The organism is Chloroflexota bacterium (genome assembly GCA_034717495.1).
Taxonomy (GTDB): domain Bacteria; phylum Chloroflexota; class Anaerolineae; order JAAEKA01; family JAAEKA01; genus JAYELL01.
Genome location: JAYELL010000058.1, coordinates 20,254 through 36,750, shown reverse-complemented (window position 1 = coordinate 36,750; position 16,497 = coordinate 20,254). Strand labels below are relative to the sequence as shown.

Genomic DNA, 16,497 nt, shown 5'->3' with positions numbered 1-16,497 from the left:
CGGCGCAGCACTCGGTGAATCTGTTCCAACCGGCGATCGATCTGACCAAGACAGGCGATGAACTGAGCAAGATCGGCGACCCCGTGGACTACACCATCACGCTGGACAACAACAGCTCACCTGACACCCCGAACCTGGAGTGCAGGGTGACTGATGCTCTGGTAGGCGTAGATGAGATCTTTACGGTTGTGTCGGGAGCCAGCCACGTGATCAACGTGACCGACTTCCCGATTCCGGTGGGAGCTGCCGACCCGTTCGTCAACACCGCCGAAGTGATCTGCAGCCCTGTCGGTTTCCTGAACGAGTACGACGACACGGCGCAGCACTCGGTGAATCTGTTCCAACCGGCGATCGATCTGACCAAGACCGCAAGCCACGCGTACAGCAAGGCTGGCGATGACATCACTTACACGATCGAGATCGTCAACAATTCGTCGGCCGATTCACCTGACCTGATCCTGTACAGCTTCCAGGACACTCTGGTACCGGGTGTGACGCCGCTGGCCGCATGCAGCCCCCTGGCTGCGGATGCCAGCTGCACGTTTAGCTACACCTACACCGTCCAGCCGGGCGATCCTGACCCACTGGTCAACACCGCCACGGCCGTCTACAACCCCGATGGCTTCCTGAACGAGATCTCTGGCTCTGGCGCGGCGAGCGTCGACTTGCTCCATCCCGACTATACCCTAAGCAAGACCTGTGCCGAGGATCCGATCTTCGTCGGAAGTATCGCTGTGTTCGATGTGGTACTCGAGAATACAGGTGACGTCGATCTGATCGTGACCCTCGACGAGGATGTGATGGATGGGGATGGCACCGTCATCCCGGCTGGCACATCGATCGATCTGGCGCAGGGCGAAACCTTGACCTTCTACGTCGAGATACCGAACGCACCCTATCCGTCGGTGAGCAATACCATATCGGCCGTGGCAACACTGCCGGCCTGGACCGGTTTACCGAACGAAATCGAGCGTAGCTCGTCGGATACTTGTACGGTGTCCTACTGGGCCTTTACGCCCGGCTTCTGGAAGACTCATGGACCAGGTACCCCCAGCGATCACAACGCCTGGGTTTACACGGCCTTCAACACATCTGACCTGCTTGGTGATGTGTTCGATTCGGCCTACCTGACCGAAACGCCCCGTGGTTTCACCGATCCTTTCTCCGACCTGAACCTGATGAATGCCCTTTCGTTCAAGGGAGGGCCGCGCATCACCGGGGCCAAGGAGATCTTGCTGCGGGCCGGCGTGGCGGCGCTGCTCAACGCCTCGTTCCACGAGACGTTGGACGTGCCGGAGCATCCGGCCGGTGTCGCCGTCCATGACTCGACGCTCGGACGCGACGTGCTCATGTCCTGCGACCCGAACGACCCAGGCTGCACCAGCCCGATCGTCTACTATCCCTACACCGTACAAGGTGTGATCGATGCAGTCAATAGCGCGCTGGGGTCCGGGAATCGCATGACGATCCTCACTCTGGCCTCTGAGCTGGATGGCTACAACAACGGCATCCACTACATCGACTGGGATTGGCCATGGCCTGGTATGCCCGTGATCGACGAAAAGATAATCTTGCCGCCCGTGCGCGGCGACGAGATAATCCTGCCGCCCGCGCGCGACTGAGCAGGCGGCGACCACATCCAAGATTGGCGCTGATCCAAAAGGACGACTTCGACTTGCACGAATGGCCTTGATCAGCGCCAGCTCACTGGGGCGATGGGCACCCACCCATCGCCCCATTCCGCATGGAGGAATAACACCCAATGATCATTCCCTCACGACGGATCGCAGTCACGGCCACCTGCCTGCTGCTGGTCGCACTGCTGGCCACCGTTGCTGCAGCCGATCTCAGCGTTCAGGAGGCCAATCTGACCCCCGGTGGCCTGGTATATGAGGTAAACCGGGGCCCGGCCGACATGCTTTATCTCAGCGACCCGATAAGCCGGGAGATCTGGCGTGTCGATCCCGCTTCCGGGGCTTATACGGTCTATCAGGGAATCACGCCTCAGGATGCCAGGGCGGATGCCAGCGGCAACATCTGGTGGACCGATGGCGCCGAGATCTTCGGACGCATCAACACCCAGACCGGAGCCAGGACTACCTGGGCCGCCGGAACGGCCGGCAATGTCAACCTGTGGGGCGTGGCTATTGACGACAGCAACAACGTATGGTTCAGTGAGTGGTTCGGTTCCAGCTCGAAACTTTTCCGTTTCAACCGATTGACCGGCGAGCTTTGCAGCTTTTCCCCATCCGGCGGTACATCCAGCTATTACCTGGTGGTGGATGGCAGCCAGGTCTGGCTGGGAAGTTGGGCGGGCGATAAGGTCATGCGCCTGGATGCAGCGACCAACCGGTTGCGTACCTGGCAATTGGAAGGCGACAGCAATCCGGCTGGCATGCTGCTGGATGACAGCGGTAACCTCTGGTGGGCTGACGCGCCGGCCGGTGTGCCTCGGCGTCCCTCCCTGCCGCAGCCGGTGCTGCCCAAGGCAACTACCGCGGTAGGCACCCTGGCGCGCCTGGAACCGGGACTCAACCGCCTGACCAGCTATTCGCTGCCGGCCGGCACCAACCCCCAGTGGGTTGCACTTGAAGGTTCCACAGTATGGTACACCGAGAGCAGCAGCGGCACCGGGACCGTGGGCAATCTCAACCCTGCAGAGGCCAGCGGAACGGTCAGTACCCTCCCGGCCAGCGACCAGACGCTCACACCTTCGTGCAGCACGCCATCCGGCTCGTCCGGCACGGCCACAACCCGCTCCGGCACCCTGGCCTATACGCCAGGCACCTGGTCGACCATCGTCAACAGCGGCGGTTGGACGGTGTATCAGATGCCGGGCGGTGCTTCGCCCTTTGGCCTGGCATCCAGCATGGGTATCCAATGGATCGGCGATCAGGGACGGCAAAAGCTCGCCAAAACCTCCGCGCCGGCATGTTACCCCTTTGACGTTCATCCCCCTCCGCCCGATTGTGACGGCGACGTGGATATCGCCGATGTTCTTACGGTGGCAGGTTGCTTCAACCAGCCAATAGGCACGCCGCAATGTCCAGACTATCTGGACTTCGACAACTCCATGCAGATCGATGTAGCTGATATCATCAGCGTCGCGCAAGAGTGGGGTTGGCAACAGTAGTTTCCGTCTGGCTCCCGCTGTTATTCAGGAGGTTTTGGCCTATGCTTTCCTTGTCGTGGCCTCGCAGATTGATCGGCCTGCTGATTATCCTGGCCTGCTCTTTGCCCTTTTTTCACCGAAGTGTCGCGGTATATGCCTGGCAGCAGGGTCCGGTTACCGGCTCAATGGTGCCGGCGGAACCCAGCCAGCCAGCTTTCCTGGAACAAGAGGTTGGGCAGCATGGAGGCGGTGAAGGGTACAGCATGGCACTCATGGGGGGCAGATTGTGGGTTACAGATGACTCTCTGTGGCTGAGCTTGCTGGAGGAACCGCAGGGTGACGAGACCTGGCCGGCTGACGGCACGGTCGACGGGGTTCATGTGCGGTTGAGCTTTCTCGATTCCAACCCAGCCTCCGAACTGCAGCCATTTGGTGCTCTACCGGTCCATGTTTCCTACCTGCACGGTCAGGATCGCGACGAGTGGGTGGCCGAGGTGCCGGTCTGGCAAGGTGTTCGCTATCGCAACCTTTACCCGGGCATCGACCTGGTAGTCGATGCGCAAGGCGGGCGAGGGATCATGCCCTGGCGTCTGGAAGCCCAACCCCAGGCAAATCTCGAGGGGGTGCGCCTGCAGGTGGAGGGAGTAGAAGGGGTAGTGGTATCCGGCAATAGCCTGCAGTTGCAGACCGGGGTCGGTGAGGTTCGCCTGGCGCTGCCAGTTGCCACTGGTGGCCGCCCGGGCCAACCGGTGACTGACGAACGTGTCAGGCAGACAAGCGCCGGAGTATTTGAGATCGGTGGGCCATACGCTCGCAATGCAGCGGCAAAAAAGCAGGAATCACGGAGCGGCGAAGAGGATTTGATCTACAGTACCTTCCTCGGCGGTAGCTCCTGGGAGATCGCCAACGATATTGCCGGGGATAGCGCCGGTAACGGGTACGTTGCCGGCCGCACGCCATCCATCGATTTTCCCGTGACGCCCGGTGCTTTTGACCTGACAGTGGGCCAGGTGGATGGCTTTGTTGCCAAGGTCAACGCTGATGGCAGTGGCCTGATCTACGCGACTTACCTGGGTGGCAGTGGCATGGACTCAGCCACCGGAATCGACGTGTCTGGAGACGCGGCCTATGTGACCGGTGAGACCGACTCTATCGACTTTCCCCTGGCCGGGACCACCGAGGGAGAGAACGACGTGTTCGTCGTGGCTTTGAACGCGACCGGCGCGGACGTGACCTACAGCGTGTTGATTGGTGGCCGGGATCAAGACAAGGGCTTCGCCATAGCGGTCGACGGAAGCAATGCCTTCGTGACTGGAACAACCTTCTCCAGAGATTTTCCTGGCGGAAAACACCTGGGTGAATTCGATGCGTTTGCACTAAAAGTGACGGCCGATGGTGTGCTTGCTTATGCCCGCCGCCTTGGCGGTCGTGGTGATGATCTTGGCCTGGGAATCGCTACCCTCAACGGTGAGGCTTACGTAATAGGGCAGACCGACTCCACTTCCTTCCAGGGTGTCCCGACGGTTGGTGGGGGCGATGCCTTTGCTGTCAAGGTCACCAACGCGGGCGGAGTGGGCTACGTGCGTATCCTGGGTGGCAGCGGGCTGGACAGGGGTCAGGCGATCGCCGTCGATGCCGCGGGTGGAGCGCATCTCGTTGGATCGACTGCCTCGGCCGATTTTCCGGTAACAACAGGGAGCTTCGCTGGAGGTACCTATGATGCCTTTGTAGCACGCCTCGATGTAGCTGGCAACACGAGCTACGCTTCCTTCCTGGGCGGCAGCGGCTGGGAGGAGGCAAGGGGCATTGCGGTCGAAGCTCCTGGAGTCGTGGATGTCGCTGGCTTCACCAATTCCGCTGACTTCCCGGTAACCTCCGATGCTTACGACCAGACGTGGAACGGCAACCACGACCTGTTTGCCGCGCGGTTGGATCTCAACGGTGCAACCCCGGCACAGCCGGTATACGCAACCTATCTTGGAGGCAGCAATGAGGACAAAGGCTACGGAATGGCAATGGACAGCCTCGGTCTTGTCTATCTGACAGGATTCACCAGGTCGGGTGATTTTCCAGTGACCCCTGGTGCGCTTCAGGGATCGCTGAACGGCACGCGCGACGCGTTCGTATCCAAAGTCCGGCTGTTGACGCGCGCGGTTGCAGCTGCAAAAACCGTGGAGTGGAACCGCGTCACGCCTGACCCCAGCCAGATGTTTACGATCTGCGCCAGCGGGCCCTCCTTTGCCACGCCTGATTGCCAGCAGGTGGGATATTTGGGGGGCGTAGTTTCATGGATGGACGTGCTGCCAGGATCATACACCATCACTGAAAACGATCCAGGCGAGCAGTGGTCGGTGACCATCGGTGGCTCCCCGGCAACGGTGCCGGCCGACGGTGGCATTGCCAGCGCATCAGTGCTCAATGCCCGCAAGGTTGGCAGCCTGGAGGTCACAAAGACTGTCGACTGGAACGGGGTCGCGCCCGATCCAGCCCAGACGTTCGAGGTCTGCATTAACGGTCCGAGCTACCCGGACGGCGACTGCCAGACCGTGAACTACCTTGGGCACGCGCTGGTTTGGCCCAATCTCACACCTGGTTCATACACGGTCAGCGAGAGCGATCCTGGTCCCCAGTGGGAAACGACCATCGAACCCTATTTGGTTGTGATCCCGGATAAGGGCGGCACGCTGTTATCCGACGTCATCAACACACGCAGGCTGGGTAGCCTGGAAGCAACCAAGACGGTGGCATGGAACGGGATCACGCCCGACCCGGCCCAGACCTTCGAGATATGCATCAGCGGTCCGAGCTACCCGGACGGTGACTGCCAGACTGCTGGCTACCAGGGCGGAGCTCTCAGTTGGAGCGACCTGATCCCGGGCGACTACGAAGTGACGGAAACAGATCCTGGTGTGGCATGGGAAGTGGATCTTAGCGGGTCACCGGCGACGGTGCCTGAAGATGGTGGAAGTACAGTTGCAGCGGTGGTAAACACGCGTAATGATCCGGGCGACTGTAACGGCGATGGCACCGTTGATGCTGGTGACATCTCGGCTTGCGTGCTGGAGATCTTCGACGGGGATGGCGATGATCCGGCAAACGCGGCAGGAGGCACATTTGTAGGCACGCCTTTCTGCGACTCGAACGAGGATGGCAAGATCGATGCCGGCGACATCTCCTGCACGGTGTTGCTCATCTTTGACGGACCGAACGCCTGTGGTGGGTCGCCGCAGACTGAATACCCTTCAGGCACAGGTTCAATCATCCCCCTTGAGGATGTTTCGGTGGAATAACCGGTCAACTCGCTGGCAGTTGTAACCATGGCGATTGTCATAGTTGCTGGGAGGAAAATCATGAGTCGTATCTTTTTCGCTGGCAGAATCTTTGTCCTTTGTCTTGTGCTCGTAGCTCTTGCATGGACGGGAGCAGGTTCTCAAACGAATCCATTGTGGGAGATCGCCGAGGTAACCAGAGAAAATCCAATGGTTGACGTACCGATATATTTCACCGCCAACGGGGCACTTATCAACGTCGTCGTCTTTTCGGTCGACTTTGATGAAACCAGGTTGTGGTTTGATCCGACTGACGGAAACGATGATGGAATCCCCGATAGTGTTAACTTGAATCTTCCGGTCGGTTTCAATGCCTCCGTAGCGTTTGATCCTGCTGACACTGACGGCGAACTAAACTTTTTTATTGCAGATACTTCTCCCCCCTTGGCCAGCCTTCCGGATGGTACACCCGTGACGATAACCTTTGGGGCGGTCGAGGGATCGTTGGGGATCGCGCCTGTTGTTTTTTCGAGTGATCCTCCACTTTCCTGTGGGAACACGGCTGGACAAAGTGAGCCATGTGATACCGACGACGGTTTGGTTCGAATCGTACCGCTTGCAGTCCACCTTAGTGAGTTTTCGGCGATACCGCAGGTTGATCATGTACTCATTGAATGGGAAACGGTGTCGGAATGGGACCATCAGGGCTTCTATCTCTATCGAAGTGAATCTCCAGCAGCCCCCGCCGCATTCCTGGCATATTTGCCCGCTCAGACACCTGGCGGCACTGCAGGTGCTCATTACCGGTGGGTCGATGATGAAGTTCACCCTGGAAAGACCTACTATTATTGGTTAGAAGATATCGCGTTGAGTGGTATCACCACGCTCCATGGTCCTGTGAGTGTAACGATGTCATCTCCGGCCGCCGTGAAATTATCAGACTATTCTGCGGAATCTGGCGAGCCTGCGCATTTGCCATGGTGGGTTATCTCTACGCTCGAGATGCTATTGAGAGAGATGCTATTGCCCGAAAAAACCATGGCCAAGCTGGGATGGGCGTAGGGAGACTTACGGTCAAAGACCGGCGAGTAAGTCGTGACAGAGGCATATAATCAATGAAAATGCCCACAGATTCCCGACCAGGGATACGTGGGCATTTCAGGTGCAACGCGCAGCACCAAGGTGGGGCCGTCTCGGAATTGAGTTGACATTTGTTCCTGCCGCGGCTACAATTGCAGTATCACAGTGGATGCCGGCCGGTTGATCCGGAAAGTGGCCCGGGCAACGAAACTGTGGCCACAACGTCCATGTTTTTAGTTTTCTGTCCCGACCGCAGTTCATAACCACCTAGAGGATCTTAATTGAAATTGCCGATGCGTCACGCAGTTTCTCGGGACAAGATCGCTGAGTACTGTTGGTAGTCCAGCATGGCCACGCTCCCTCGCGGACATGGTCAGCGCTGGCATTTATTTTTTGAAAGGAGCGACGGTCATGCAGCTGATCATTCAAGGTCGCAACATTGAAGTCAACGATCAAATCTGGGCCTATGTGGAGAGGAAAATCGGCAAGATGGACCGCTATCTTGCCGATCTTCAGGAGATTCGCGTTGAACTCTCGGAAGTGCAGAGTCGCAAAACCAGCGAACGCTATGTAGTCCAGGCTACGGCTCGCAGCAACGGTATGATTCTTCGGGCGGAGGAACGGCGCGGGGACCTGTTCGCCGCGGTGGACGCCGTTGCCGATAAACTCCACAGGCAGATTAGCCGCTATAAGGGCAAACGCAGGCGCAAGATTGAAAAGGCACAGGCTGCCGCCGTGGCTGCAGAGGAAATGGAAGTCGTCGGACTGGAGGCTGCTGAGGGTGAGGAGGAGGCCTTCGAGGGGCGCATCGTGCGCTTCAAACGTTTCGAACTGCTTCCCATGAGTCAGGAGGAAGCGGTTGACCAGATGGAGCTGTTGGGTCACGATTTTTTTGTATTCTACAACGCTGGCGAGGCTGCCTTCAATGTCCTTTATCGCCGCTCGGATGGTGACTACGGGCTCATTCAGCCTGAGATTGCCTGAAAAAAGGCCATAGGTCTTTCGATTACAAGGGCCAGGGATAGCTTACCCTGGCCCTTGCGCGACGAATTAGGTGGTAGACACTGTTGGGAGCGATGTGAGTGAAACAGGTGTTGATCGTATGCACAGGCAATGTCTGCCGGTCTCCGATGGCGACCGGATTACTGCAACAGCGGCTGGGAGAAAGTGGCCTGGCTGACCAGGTTAGCGTCAGTTCGGCGGGTGTTTTTGGCCTGGATGGTGCGCCGGCAAGTCGCCCGGGAGTGCAGGTGCTGGCTGAACGGGGTATGGACATCAGTGGCCACCGGGCTCATACCGTGACAGCCGACGATATGCGGGACGCCGATCTGGTGCTTGTCATGGAAGAGGCGCACCGCCGCAGCCTTTTTTACAGTTATCCAAATCTACTGGGCAAGGTTTTTCTGTACAGTGAAATGGCGGGCGAATATGATGATATCGAGGACCCCTATCGCCAGCCAAAAGAGGAATATGCCAAAACCGCCGACGAGCTCTCTCGGTTGCTCGACCAGGGCTATCCTGAGATACTGCGCCGGTTGGGCCTGGCCGACAGCTGACTGCTGACCGCCGACTGCTGGAAGCGGTCTGCCGTCTGTCGTCTGCGGTCTTCTGAAAGCCGTCTGTCGTCTGCGGTCTTCTGAAAGCCGTCTTCTGGAAGCCGTGATCATTCCTGCATGGGGGCTGAAGGCTTTTCCCGGAGCATGAGCCAATAGGGAAGGAAGCCGTAGTAGAAGGCCAACAGAAGACAGATTTTCAGTCCATGGAGGCCATCGCGGTAGCCCTGCAGCGTCAGGTAGCGGCGACGGAACTCCCGCAATGGCTGTAAGATGAAATTGTGCGGGCGCGGCTTGATGCCGCGCTCGCTGAGTATCTGGGCCTCGAAAGCGGCGTAGCGCCCCTGTTTTTCGTGGAATTGCTGCCAGTTCGCATAGTTATAATGGGTCAGGGGGATTGTCAGATGGCCATCGGATCCGTCGAGAAGAACAACTTCGTGCACGGGCCGCCCGGGATCGTAGCGACCCCGGCCCATCTGGAGCAGGCGCAGCTGGTAGTCGGGATAGAACCCACCGTGGTTCATCAGTTTCCCCACGATGTAGTTGCGCCGGGGTATCCACCAGCCGGCTTCCGGCCTTTCTTCGATGACCTGCCTGATTTCCCCGGCCAATTCGGGGGACGCCCGTTCGTCGGCGTCGACAAAAAAAACCCAATCAGCTCCCAATTCAGCCGCCGTATCCAGGGCGGCGTTGCGCTGGCCGGCCCAGCCGTCGAAAGGGCGCTGTGTGATTGTCGCGCCGGCATCCTGGGCCAGTTGAACGGTGTTGTCATCGCTGAAGGAATCGGATACAAGAACCTCATCGGCCCAGTTCACGCTTTCGATGCAGTCGACGATGTGGCTCGATTCGTTTTTGGTGAGGATCGTAGCTATCAGCTTCATCAGAGATGACTCAGGCATCCGCGAGCTCGTTGATCTGCTCGTAGGCCGCCAGTCTGGCAGCCATGTCTTCCGGTTGCGCCCGCACGGCACGCTGCCTTTCTGCCTTGATCCCCGTCTTGACCAGGGCGGTGGCAGCCAGGTAAAACAGGGGGCCATGATACCGTTGGAAGTAACGGAATCGGCTGCGCCAAAGTGCCACCATCATCGGGCCTTTGAACTGGCTGGTGCTGGCACCGCCATAGTGGATGACATGGGCTGAGGGCAGACAATGGACTTGCCAGCCAGCCTGCCGCATGCGGCGCTGCCAGTCCATTTCCTCGCAATACATGAAGTAGCTTTCGTTAAACAATCCGACCTGGCGAATCGTATCGCCACGCACCATTAGCGCGGCGCCCAGTACAAAATCCACGGGAAAGGGATCTGTGCCTTCGTATAGCGAATGGCTATATCTTCCGTTCCATGCTGAGTCGAGCAACGTGGTGTTCAGCCGACCGGGCGGCGGGAAGAAGTCCAGGGCAATCTGTGCCAGGCCAGGAAACCTGAATGCACCGTGCTGGAAGCGGCCACCAGGATAGCTGAGATTGGCCCCACAGGCGCCGGTCTTCTCATAGTCATCCAGAAAGCAGACCATGGTTTCCAGCGCGGTTCCGGTCACCAGGGTGTCTGGATTCAACAGGAGTACATGTCGTGGGAGAGGAAACGGCGTTTTCGGCGTCCACTGGGGCACCAGGTCCCGGCTGTGGACAGCTTCGCTGTCGATTTCCCGAAAGCCCAGGACCTGCAGAGCCAGATTGTTGGCGCCTGCAAAACCCAGGTTCTTGTCCAGCGCCATGAGGAGGACTTGAGGGAATTCCTGTCGGACCAGTTCGGCGCTGCCGTCAATCGAGGCGTTGTCGACGACCAGCACCTGGACCCTGAGGCCATCGGACAGTGCCAGGCTATCGTACACCGACGTCAAACATTGCTTCAGCAGTTCTCCGACGTTGAGGTTTACGATAATGATGGCAAGATCCATATTGCTTGCCATTTACGGAGATTCCACCATGACAGAAATCCGGTCCACATAGTTATTGGGCACGCCCACAAACTCGTGGATAAGCCCGGCCCACCAGAAGTTGGTGCCTACGGGGGGTGTTTCGTCGAACTCGATGCAGCCGGAGACCTGGGCGCGTTCCCCGGGCAGCAAATACCATTGCTCCTGACCATTGATGATGCGCCGTTCCAGGTCTTCGGGCCTGCCGATCGCCCACCGGTAGGGAAAATCGTAGCCGGTAGTGTCGAAGTTGATCCCCAGTCGCCAGACACCGGCCTGTTGGTGCAGGCTTGGATCGTCCTGTTCGATGGCCAGAGTATTGTGATTCTGGCTGAATTTGTAGGTCTCTCCCGGCCATGGACCGGCCGTTCGGATGCTCACGGTACCCTCGTTTTGAACGGTGGTCGTGAAGCAAAGCCTCTCGCCCAGCGGCACGCTTACCACCCGATTCATTTCACCCTTCCAATCGATTTCGCTCTGCAGGATGTCGGCTCGCGGTTTGCCGCCATCTTCGATGGTCAGGGTGGAGGAGACTACAACATGATTACCAGCCAGGTCGCGGGCTTCACCGTATACAATGTAGGTACCGTCGGGCGGCGCCTCAGCGCCCTGGTCGACGTCCGCCTCGTAGCGATACTCGTGGTGTCCTTTTTCCCCTGGCCTGATGACCCGCTCCTTTTCGCTGACGTAGTACTTAAAATTGGGCTCGTCGGGATCGACCAGGAAAACCTGTACGTCGTCCACATCCTTGGGCAGGTAATAGGAGATCGATACCCAGTCGTCGATGCTGTCCTGATTGGGCGTAAACTGTTGTGGTACAACGGTGAAATTGCGCAATTCAGGCAGTTGCGCATCCCCATTCTCGAGCACAATCGTACCCGACTCCGATGCGCGCTCGCCGTTGGCTTCGATTGCCTCGATGGTCCAGGTATAGGTCCCGTCTGGCAATACCCGGCCCAATACCTCATGGGGGCCGTAGCCATTGTCGACTACCAGCGGTTCGTTGATCACGCCACCCCAGGCGACGCCGTATTCGCCCGGCGAGCGCAGCTGATTGTCTCTGAAGTAGTAGCGCTTGCCACTCTCCTCCTCGAAATAGATCGAAACGTCGGCGGAGCGGGCCAGGGTATAGCGGATATTGGTCGCATCGTCGCTGCCGTCTGCATTGGGACTGATAACCGCTGGCTGCATGCTCACATCGGAAAGCAGCGGGCCGAAACTACACCCACTGCCTATCAATGAAATAACGACTGCTGTTCCCAGCAGAAAAATCCAGGTTTTCATGCCCGCGCAGTCTACCAGAAGGGGGCTTGTTCGTCAAGGTACACTGGTTCTTGTGGAGTTGACAGATTGTTGGCAGCCAAGTATGATCGGTCCATCCATGGCCTGCCAGTGGTGGGCAACACTAACAGGAGTGAATTCGTTGATCCGTAACCTGTGGGCTCGCTGGCTGGTTCTGGCCCGAAAGATAGGGGATTTTCAGTCCCGCGTTCTCCTTACGCTCTTCTACTTCCTGATCATAACTCCCTTCGGTCTTGCTGTCCGCGTGTTCGGCGATCCTTTGCATCTTCGACACGACTCCCAGCAGACAAGCGAGTGGCTTCCCCGTGAAACGGCTGACATTGACCTGGATGCCGCGCATCATCAGTATTAAACGTCTGATCGAATTTCCGGAGCAACCTGGTGTTCATTCTCGGCATTTCTTGTTTTTATCATGACTCTGCGGCGGTGTTGCTGCGCGACGGCGATCTGGTAGCAGCCGCTCAGGAAGAACGCTTTTCCCGCCGTAAGCATGACTTTGGCTATCCGGGTCAGGCCATTGAGTTCTGCCTGCGCCAGGGCGGGATCAGCGCTGACGAGTTGGATTACGTGGTCTTCTACGAGAAGCCGCTGCCAAAATTCGAGCGGATCATGATGTCCACCTTGAGCACCTTTCCTCGCTCGTGGAAGATGTTCCGGGAAGCCATGATAGCCTGGTTTAACGAAAAACTATGGGTAAAAGGGCTGCTGGTCGACCGGCTCGACATCGACTCCGGGAAGGTGTTGTTTGTAGAGCACCATATGAGCCACGCGGCAAGTGCCCTGTTTTGTTCGCCATTCGAAGAAGCTGCTGTTTTGACGATCGATGGTGTCGGCGAATGGACGACGACGGCCATGGGCCACGGCAGGGCATCATGGCAGGATGGTAGCCTCAACCGTATCGATCTCACCAATGAAATCCACTTTCCCCACTCGCTGGGCCTGCTTTACTCCGCGTTCACCGCGTGGCTTGGCTTTCGGGTCAACAACGGTGAGTACAAGGTCATGGGCATGGCGCCCTATGGCCGGCCCAACTATCTGGAGAGGCTTGGCGAGGTGATCACGGTGCATGGCGACGGAAGCTTCCGGCTCAACATGGACTACTTCAGCTTTCACTACTCGCCCGATCGGACCTTCAACGACCGGTTTATCGACCTCTGGGGTGAACCGCGGGTCCACGACACCGACTTTTTTTGTGAGACAACAGGCCATGATTTAAGCGGGCGAGAGGCGCAAGCCAAAAGCAATCAATATTATGCTGATGTGGCGTCCAGTGTGCAACGGCTGACGGAGGAGACAATCCTCAGGATGGTCAATAACCTGCACCGGCAGACTGCAAGCTCAAACCTGGTCATGGCAGGCGGGGTGGCGCTCAACTCGGTTGCCAATGGACGGATCATGCGGGAGACCCCTTTCGAGCAGGTCTTCATACAGCCGGCAGCGGGCGATGCGGGTGGGGCCCTGGGCGCAGCGCTATACGTGTATCACGTGTTGCTTCACCAACCCCGCCGTTTTGTCATGGAACACGCCTTCTACGGGGAAGCTTACGACGAGGATGCCTGCCGGCAATTGCTGGACCAGAAAAGTGTCAGTTTTGAGTTCATCGCGGATGAGACCAGCTTGGTCGATACGATCAACGAGGCATTGATAGATGGCAAGGTCGTGGGCTTGTTTCAGGGTCGCTTCGAGTGGGGACCGCGGGCACTGGGCAATCGTTCGATCCTGGCAGATCCCCGCAGTGCGGAGATGAAAAACATCGTCAACACCAAGATCAAGTTCAGAGAACCCTTCCGGCCTTTCGCTCCCGCTGTATTGGAGGAGCGAGCGGGCGAATATTTCGATCTTCAGAAGGCGGCGGGGCAGTATCCCCCTCGCTATATGCTGATGGTAAGTCCCGTTCAACCGGAACGCCAGATGGAGATTCCTGCCGTTTCTCACATGAGCACAGGCCGGTTACAGACCGTGCGCCGGGAATGGAACCAACGCTATTACGATATCATCAGCGCGTTCGGTGATCGAACGGGCACACCCGTCCTTCTCAATACCTCCTTCAATCTGCGCGGTGAACCGATCGTGACCTCGCCGGCCGATGCCTTCAATACCTTCAGCAGGAGCGAGATAGATCTGCTGGTACTGGATCGGTTTATCGTTAGAAAGTGAAGCGATTATCGTGCGGCGAATGAAGTTTGGCTGGAGGCACCAGCGACCCGAATCATGGCGATGGTACCCCTGGTTGCGAATTCATCCTTGTTGCGATACCTGTGCTATTATTGATCCAGGTTGCCGCCCGGATCAGGATTTCAGGATTGGGTAACAATCGAGAACAGAGAATGGTGAGAGCGCAGCGATGAAAGTTATTAAGAGCATTGGAACTCGCCTGGACATCGTAGGCGAGTTGTTCAGCTTCCTGTGGAAACGCCGGCTGTGGTGGATGATTCCGATGATGGTTGTTCTCGTTACACTGGGTTTACTCCTGGTATTCGCCCAGGCGTCTGGCCTTGCTCCGTTCATTTACACGCTTTTTTGAGTTTTTGATTTGAGCATCCCTATGGTATAATCTCTGCGTTTGTGCCCGTTTCTACAAGACGACTGTTTTTTTGCCTGTCTTTCAGCACAAGTTCCCCCCCTTGGAGGCCTGAATGGAGCTTGCCAACTTTCAATTCATTGGGATCCTCGCGATTGTTGCCTTCATTTTTCCTTTTGTTGGCGTCTTCGTAGCCTCGTTGCTTCGTCCAAAAAAGCCCAATCGACTGAAAAACGTCACGTATGAGTGTGGCGTCGAGACTTACGGGGATGCATGGAGTCAGTTCAAGGCGCAATATTACCTCTTTGCGCTGATCTTCGTCATCTTCGATGTGGAAGCTGTTTTCCTGTTTCCCTGGGCAGTGGCTTATGATAAACTCCCATTGTACGCGCTGTTCGAAGTGGCCGTCTTTGTGCTGATCCTGCTCGCCGGGTTGGTGTATGCCTGGCGCACGGGGGCGTTGGAGTGGAACTAATCCATCGGAAACGGGGTATCGAGGTCACCAGTTTGAGGCAGAGCGGAGTTAGCCCATGGAAGTAACATTCATAGACCTTTTGCTTGACCCATCCAAGCTTGGTCCGTGGTTTCACCAGGTAATGCTGAGTTGGGGTTTCTCGGAGGGACTCGCCAACTTGGTGGGAGATGTCCTGGGCGTGCTGGTGATCGTTGCACTCGTTCTGACATCAGCCATCTTTCTGATCTGGCTGGAACGAAAGGTGGCAGCCCGCTTTCAGGATCGTTTGGGCCCGAATCGGGCTGGTCCCTATGGCCTGTTTCAGACCTTTGGTGACATTGTCAAACTGCTGACCAAGGAAGATGTCGTGCCCGACGGCGCCGATCGCGTCTCCTTCAACATCGCGCCCGCCCTGGCGGTATTTCAGATTTTTATGGTAGCAGCAGTATTGCCCCTGGCGCCACATGTCATCGGAGCCGACCTGAACATCGCATTGCTCTATATCGTCGCCATTAGCGGCATCGCAGCCACCGGTGCTTTGATGGCCGGCTGGAGTTCCAACAACAAATATGCCTTGCTGGGTGGCTTTCGCGTCGTGGCTCAATTGCTCAGTTACGAGATACCATTGATCCTGGTGATGCTGGCAGTGGTGCTTTTCGCCAACACCATGGGAATGAACAGCCTTGCGGAAAAGCAAGGCGAATTGATCTTCGGCTTTTTTCCAGGGTGGTACATTTTCGTCATGCCGTTGGCCTTCGTGCTCTTCTTCGTTGCTGCACTGGCCGAGGGCGAACGAGCGCCGTTTGACCTGTTAGAAGCGGAGAGTGAGCTGGTGGCAGGCTATTTCGTCGAGTATAGTGGCATGAAGTTTGCCTGGTTCTATCTTCAATTTTTCGTCAACAGCCTTCTCTTGAGCGCCATCATTACCACGCTATTCCTGGGCGGCTGGCAAGGGCCGTTCGTCGATAAGGCGCCGGTGCTGGGCTTCTTCTATTTCTTTGCGAAGACGACCATTGTGTTGTTGAGCATGATTTGGGTTCGGGCGACCTTCCCCCGACTACGGATTGACCAGATGATGAGTTTCTGTTGGAAGGTGCTGGTGCCGATGGCGCTGGTGGCAGTCTTTCTGACTGCAATCGTGGTCAAGCTTCCGGTAGAGCGGGATATCCAGGTTCTTATTCTGAGCGGTACCAACATCATCGCGCTTTTGATCGGCCTTGGACTTGTAGGGCGGGCGCTTCGAAAGCAGATCGATAGCCACAAATCTGCCGTACCGGTCAGCAGGTAGGAGT

The 16,497-nt window shown here is 57.4% G+C and carries 14 protein-coding genes; 11 read left to right on the top strand and 3 right to left on the bottom strand.

The window, feature by feature from the left end; translation table 11 throughout:
* The 6 genes from U9R25_11800 to U9R25_11775 all read left to right on the top strand — a co-directional run.
* Positions 1-1,622: hypothetical protein (locus U9R25_11800; protein ID MEA3336587.1), on the top strand; the 1,622-nt coding region annotated here is incomplete at its 5' end.
* Between the two features lie 140 nt (positions 1,623-1,762).
* Positions 1,763-3,133 carry a hypothetical protein gene (locus tag U9R25_11795; protein ID MEA3336586.1) on the top strand — a complete coding sequence of 457 codons (1,371 nt, stop codon included), beginning with the start codon at positions 1,763-1,765 and terminating at the stop codon, positions 3,131-3,133.
* Positions 3,134-3,174: 41 nt separating this feature from the next.
* Positions 3,175-6,402, top strand: a complete 3,228-nt coding sequence (locus U9R25_11790; GenBank protein MEA3336585.1) for a hypothetical protein — start codon at positions 3,175-3,177, stop codon at positions 6,400-6,402.
* A gap of 60 nt (positions 6,403-6,462) precedes the next feature.
* Complete coding sequence (locus U9R25_11785; GenBank protein ID MEA3336584.1) at positions 6,463-7,443, top strand: hypothetical protein; 981 nt, start codon at positions 6,463-6,465, stop codon at positions 7,441-7,443.
* A 429-nt stretch (positions 7,444-7,872) separates the two neighbouring features.
* On the top strand, positions 7,873-8,445 hold the full coding sequence (raiA, locus tag U9R25_11780) for a ribosome-associated translation inhibitor RaiA (protein MEA3336583.1): 573 nt from the start codon (positions 7,873-7,875) through the stop codon (positions 8,443-8,445).
* A 98-nt stretch (positions 8,446-8,543) separates the two neighbouring features.
* Positions 8,544-9,017, top strand: coding sequence for a low molecular weight protein arginine phosphatase (locus U9R25_11775; protein MEA3336582.1), 474 nt, complete (start codon positions 8,544-8,546; stop codon positions 9,015-9,017).
* Positions 9,018-9,124: 107 nt separating this feature from the next.
* On the opposite strand, the gene U9R25_11770 is transcribed toward U9R25_11775, so the two are convergent.
* The 3 genes from U9R25_11770 to U9R25_11760 are packed head-to-tail and all read right to left on the bottom strand — an operon-like array spanning position 9,125 to position 12,212.
* Positions 9,125-9,913, bottom strand: a complete 789-nt coding sequence (locus tag U9R25_11770) for a glycosyltransferase family 2 protein (GenBank protein ID MEA3336581.1) — start codon at positions 9,911-9,913, stop codon at positions 9,125-9,127.
* A complete protein-coding gene (locus U9R25_11765) occupies positions 9,906-10,922 on the bottom strand; it encodes a glycosyltransferase family 2 protein (protein MEA3336580.1) in 1,017 nt (338 codons plus the stop codon). The genes U9R25_11770 and U9R25_11765 overlap by 8 nt, the downstream gene beginning before the upstream one ends.
* Positions 10,923-12,212, bottom strand: a complete 1,290-nt coding sequence (locus tag U9R25_11760; GenBank protein ID MEA3336579.1) for a hypothetical protein — start codon at positions 12,210-12,212, stop codon at positions 10,923-10,925.
* 139 nt (positions 12,213-12,351) lie between these two features.
* On the opposite strand from U9R25_11760, the gene U9R25_11755 reads away from it, so the two are divergent.
* The 5 genes from U9R25_11755 to nuoH all read left to right on the top strand — a co-directional run bounded on the left by U9R25_11755 (position 12,352) and on the right by nuoH (position 16,493).
* Complete coding sequence (locus U9R25_11755; protein ID MEA3336578.1) at positions 12,352-12,582, top strand: hypothetical protein; 231 nt, start codon at positions 12,352-12,354, stop codon at positions 12,580-12,582.
* A 29-nt stretch (positions 12,583-12,611) separates the two neighbouring features.
* A complete protein-coding gene (locus U9R25_11750; GenBank protein ID MEA3336577.1) occupies positions 12,612-14,387 on the top strand; it encodes a carbamoyltransferase N-terminal domain-containing protein in 1,776 nt (591 codons plus the stop codon).
* A gap of 187 nt (positions 14,388-14,574) precedes the next feature.
* Complete coding sequence (locus tag U9R25_11745; GenBank protein MEA3336576.1) at positions 14,575-14,754, top strand: DUF5989 family protein; 180 nt, start codon at positions 14,575-14,577, stop codon at positions 14,752-14,754.
* A 112-nt stretch (positions 14,755-14,866) separates the two neighbouring features.
* Complete coding sequence (locus U9R25_11740) at positions 14,867-15,226, top strand: NADH-quinone oxidoreductase subunit A (protein MEA3336575.1); 360 nt, start codon at positions 14,867-14,869, stop codon at positions 15,224-15,226.
* A 55-nt stretch (positions 15,227-15,281) separates the two neighbouring features.
* Positions 15,282-16,493: an NADH-quinone oxidoreductase subunit NuoH gene (gene nuoH, locus U9R25_11735; protein ID MEA3336574.1), complete on the top strand. Its 1,212-nt coding sequence runs from the start codon at positions 15,282-15,284 to the stop codon at positions 16,491-16,493.
* Positions 16,494-16,497: the final 4 nt, after the last annotated feature.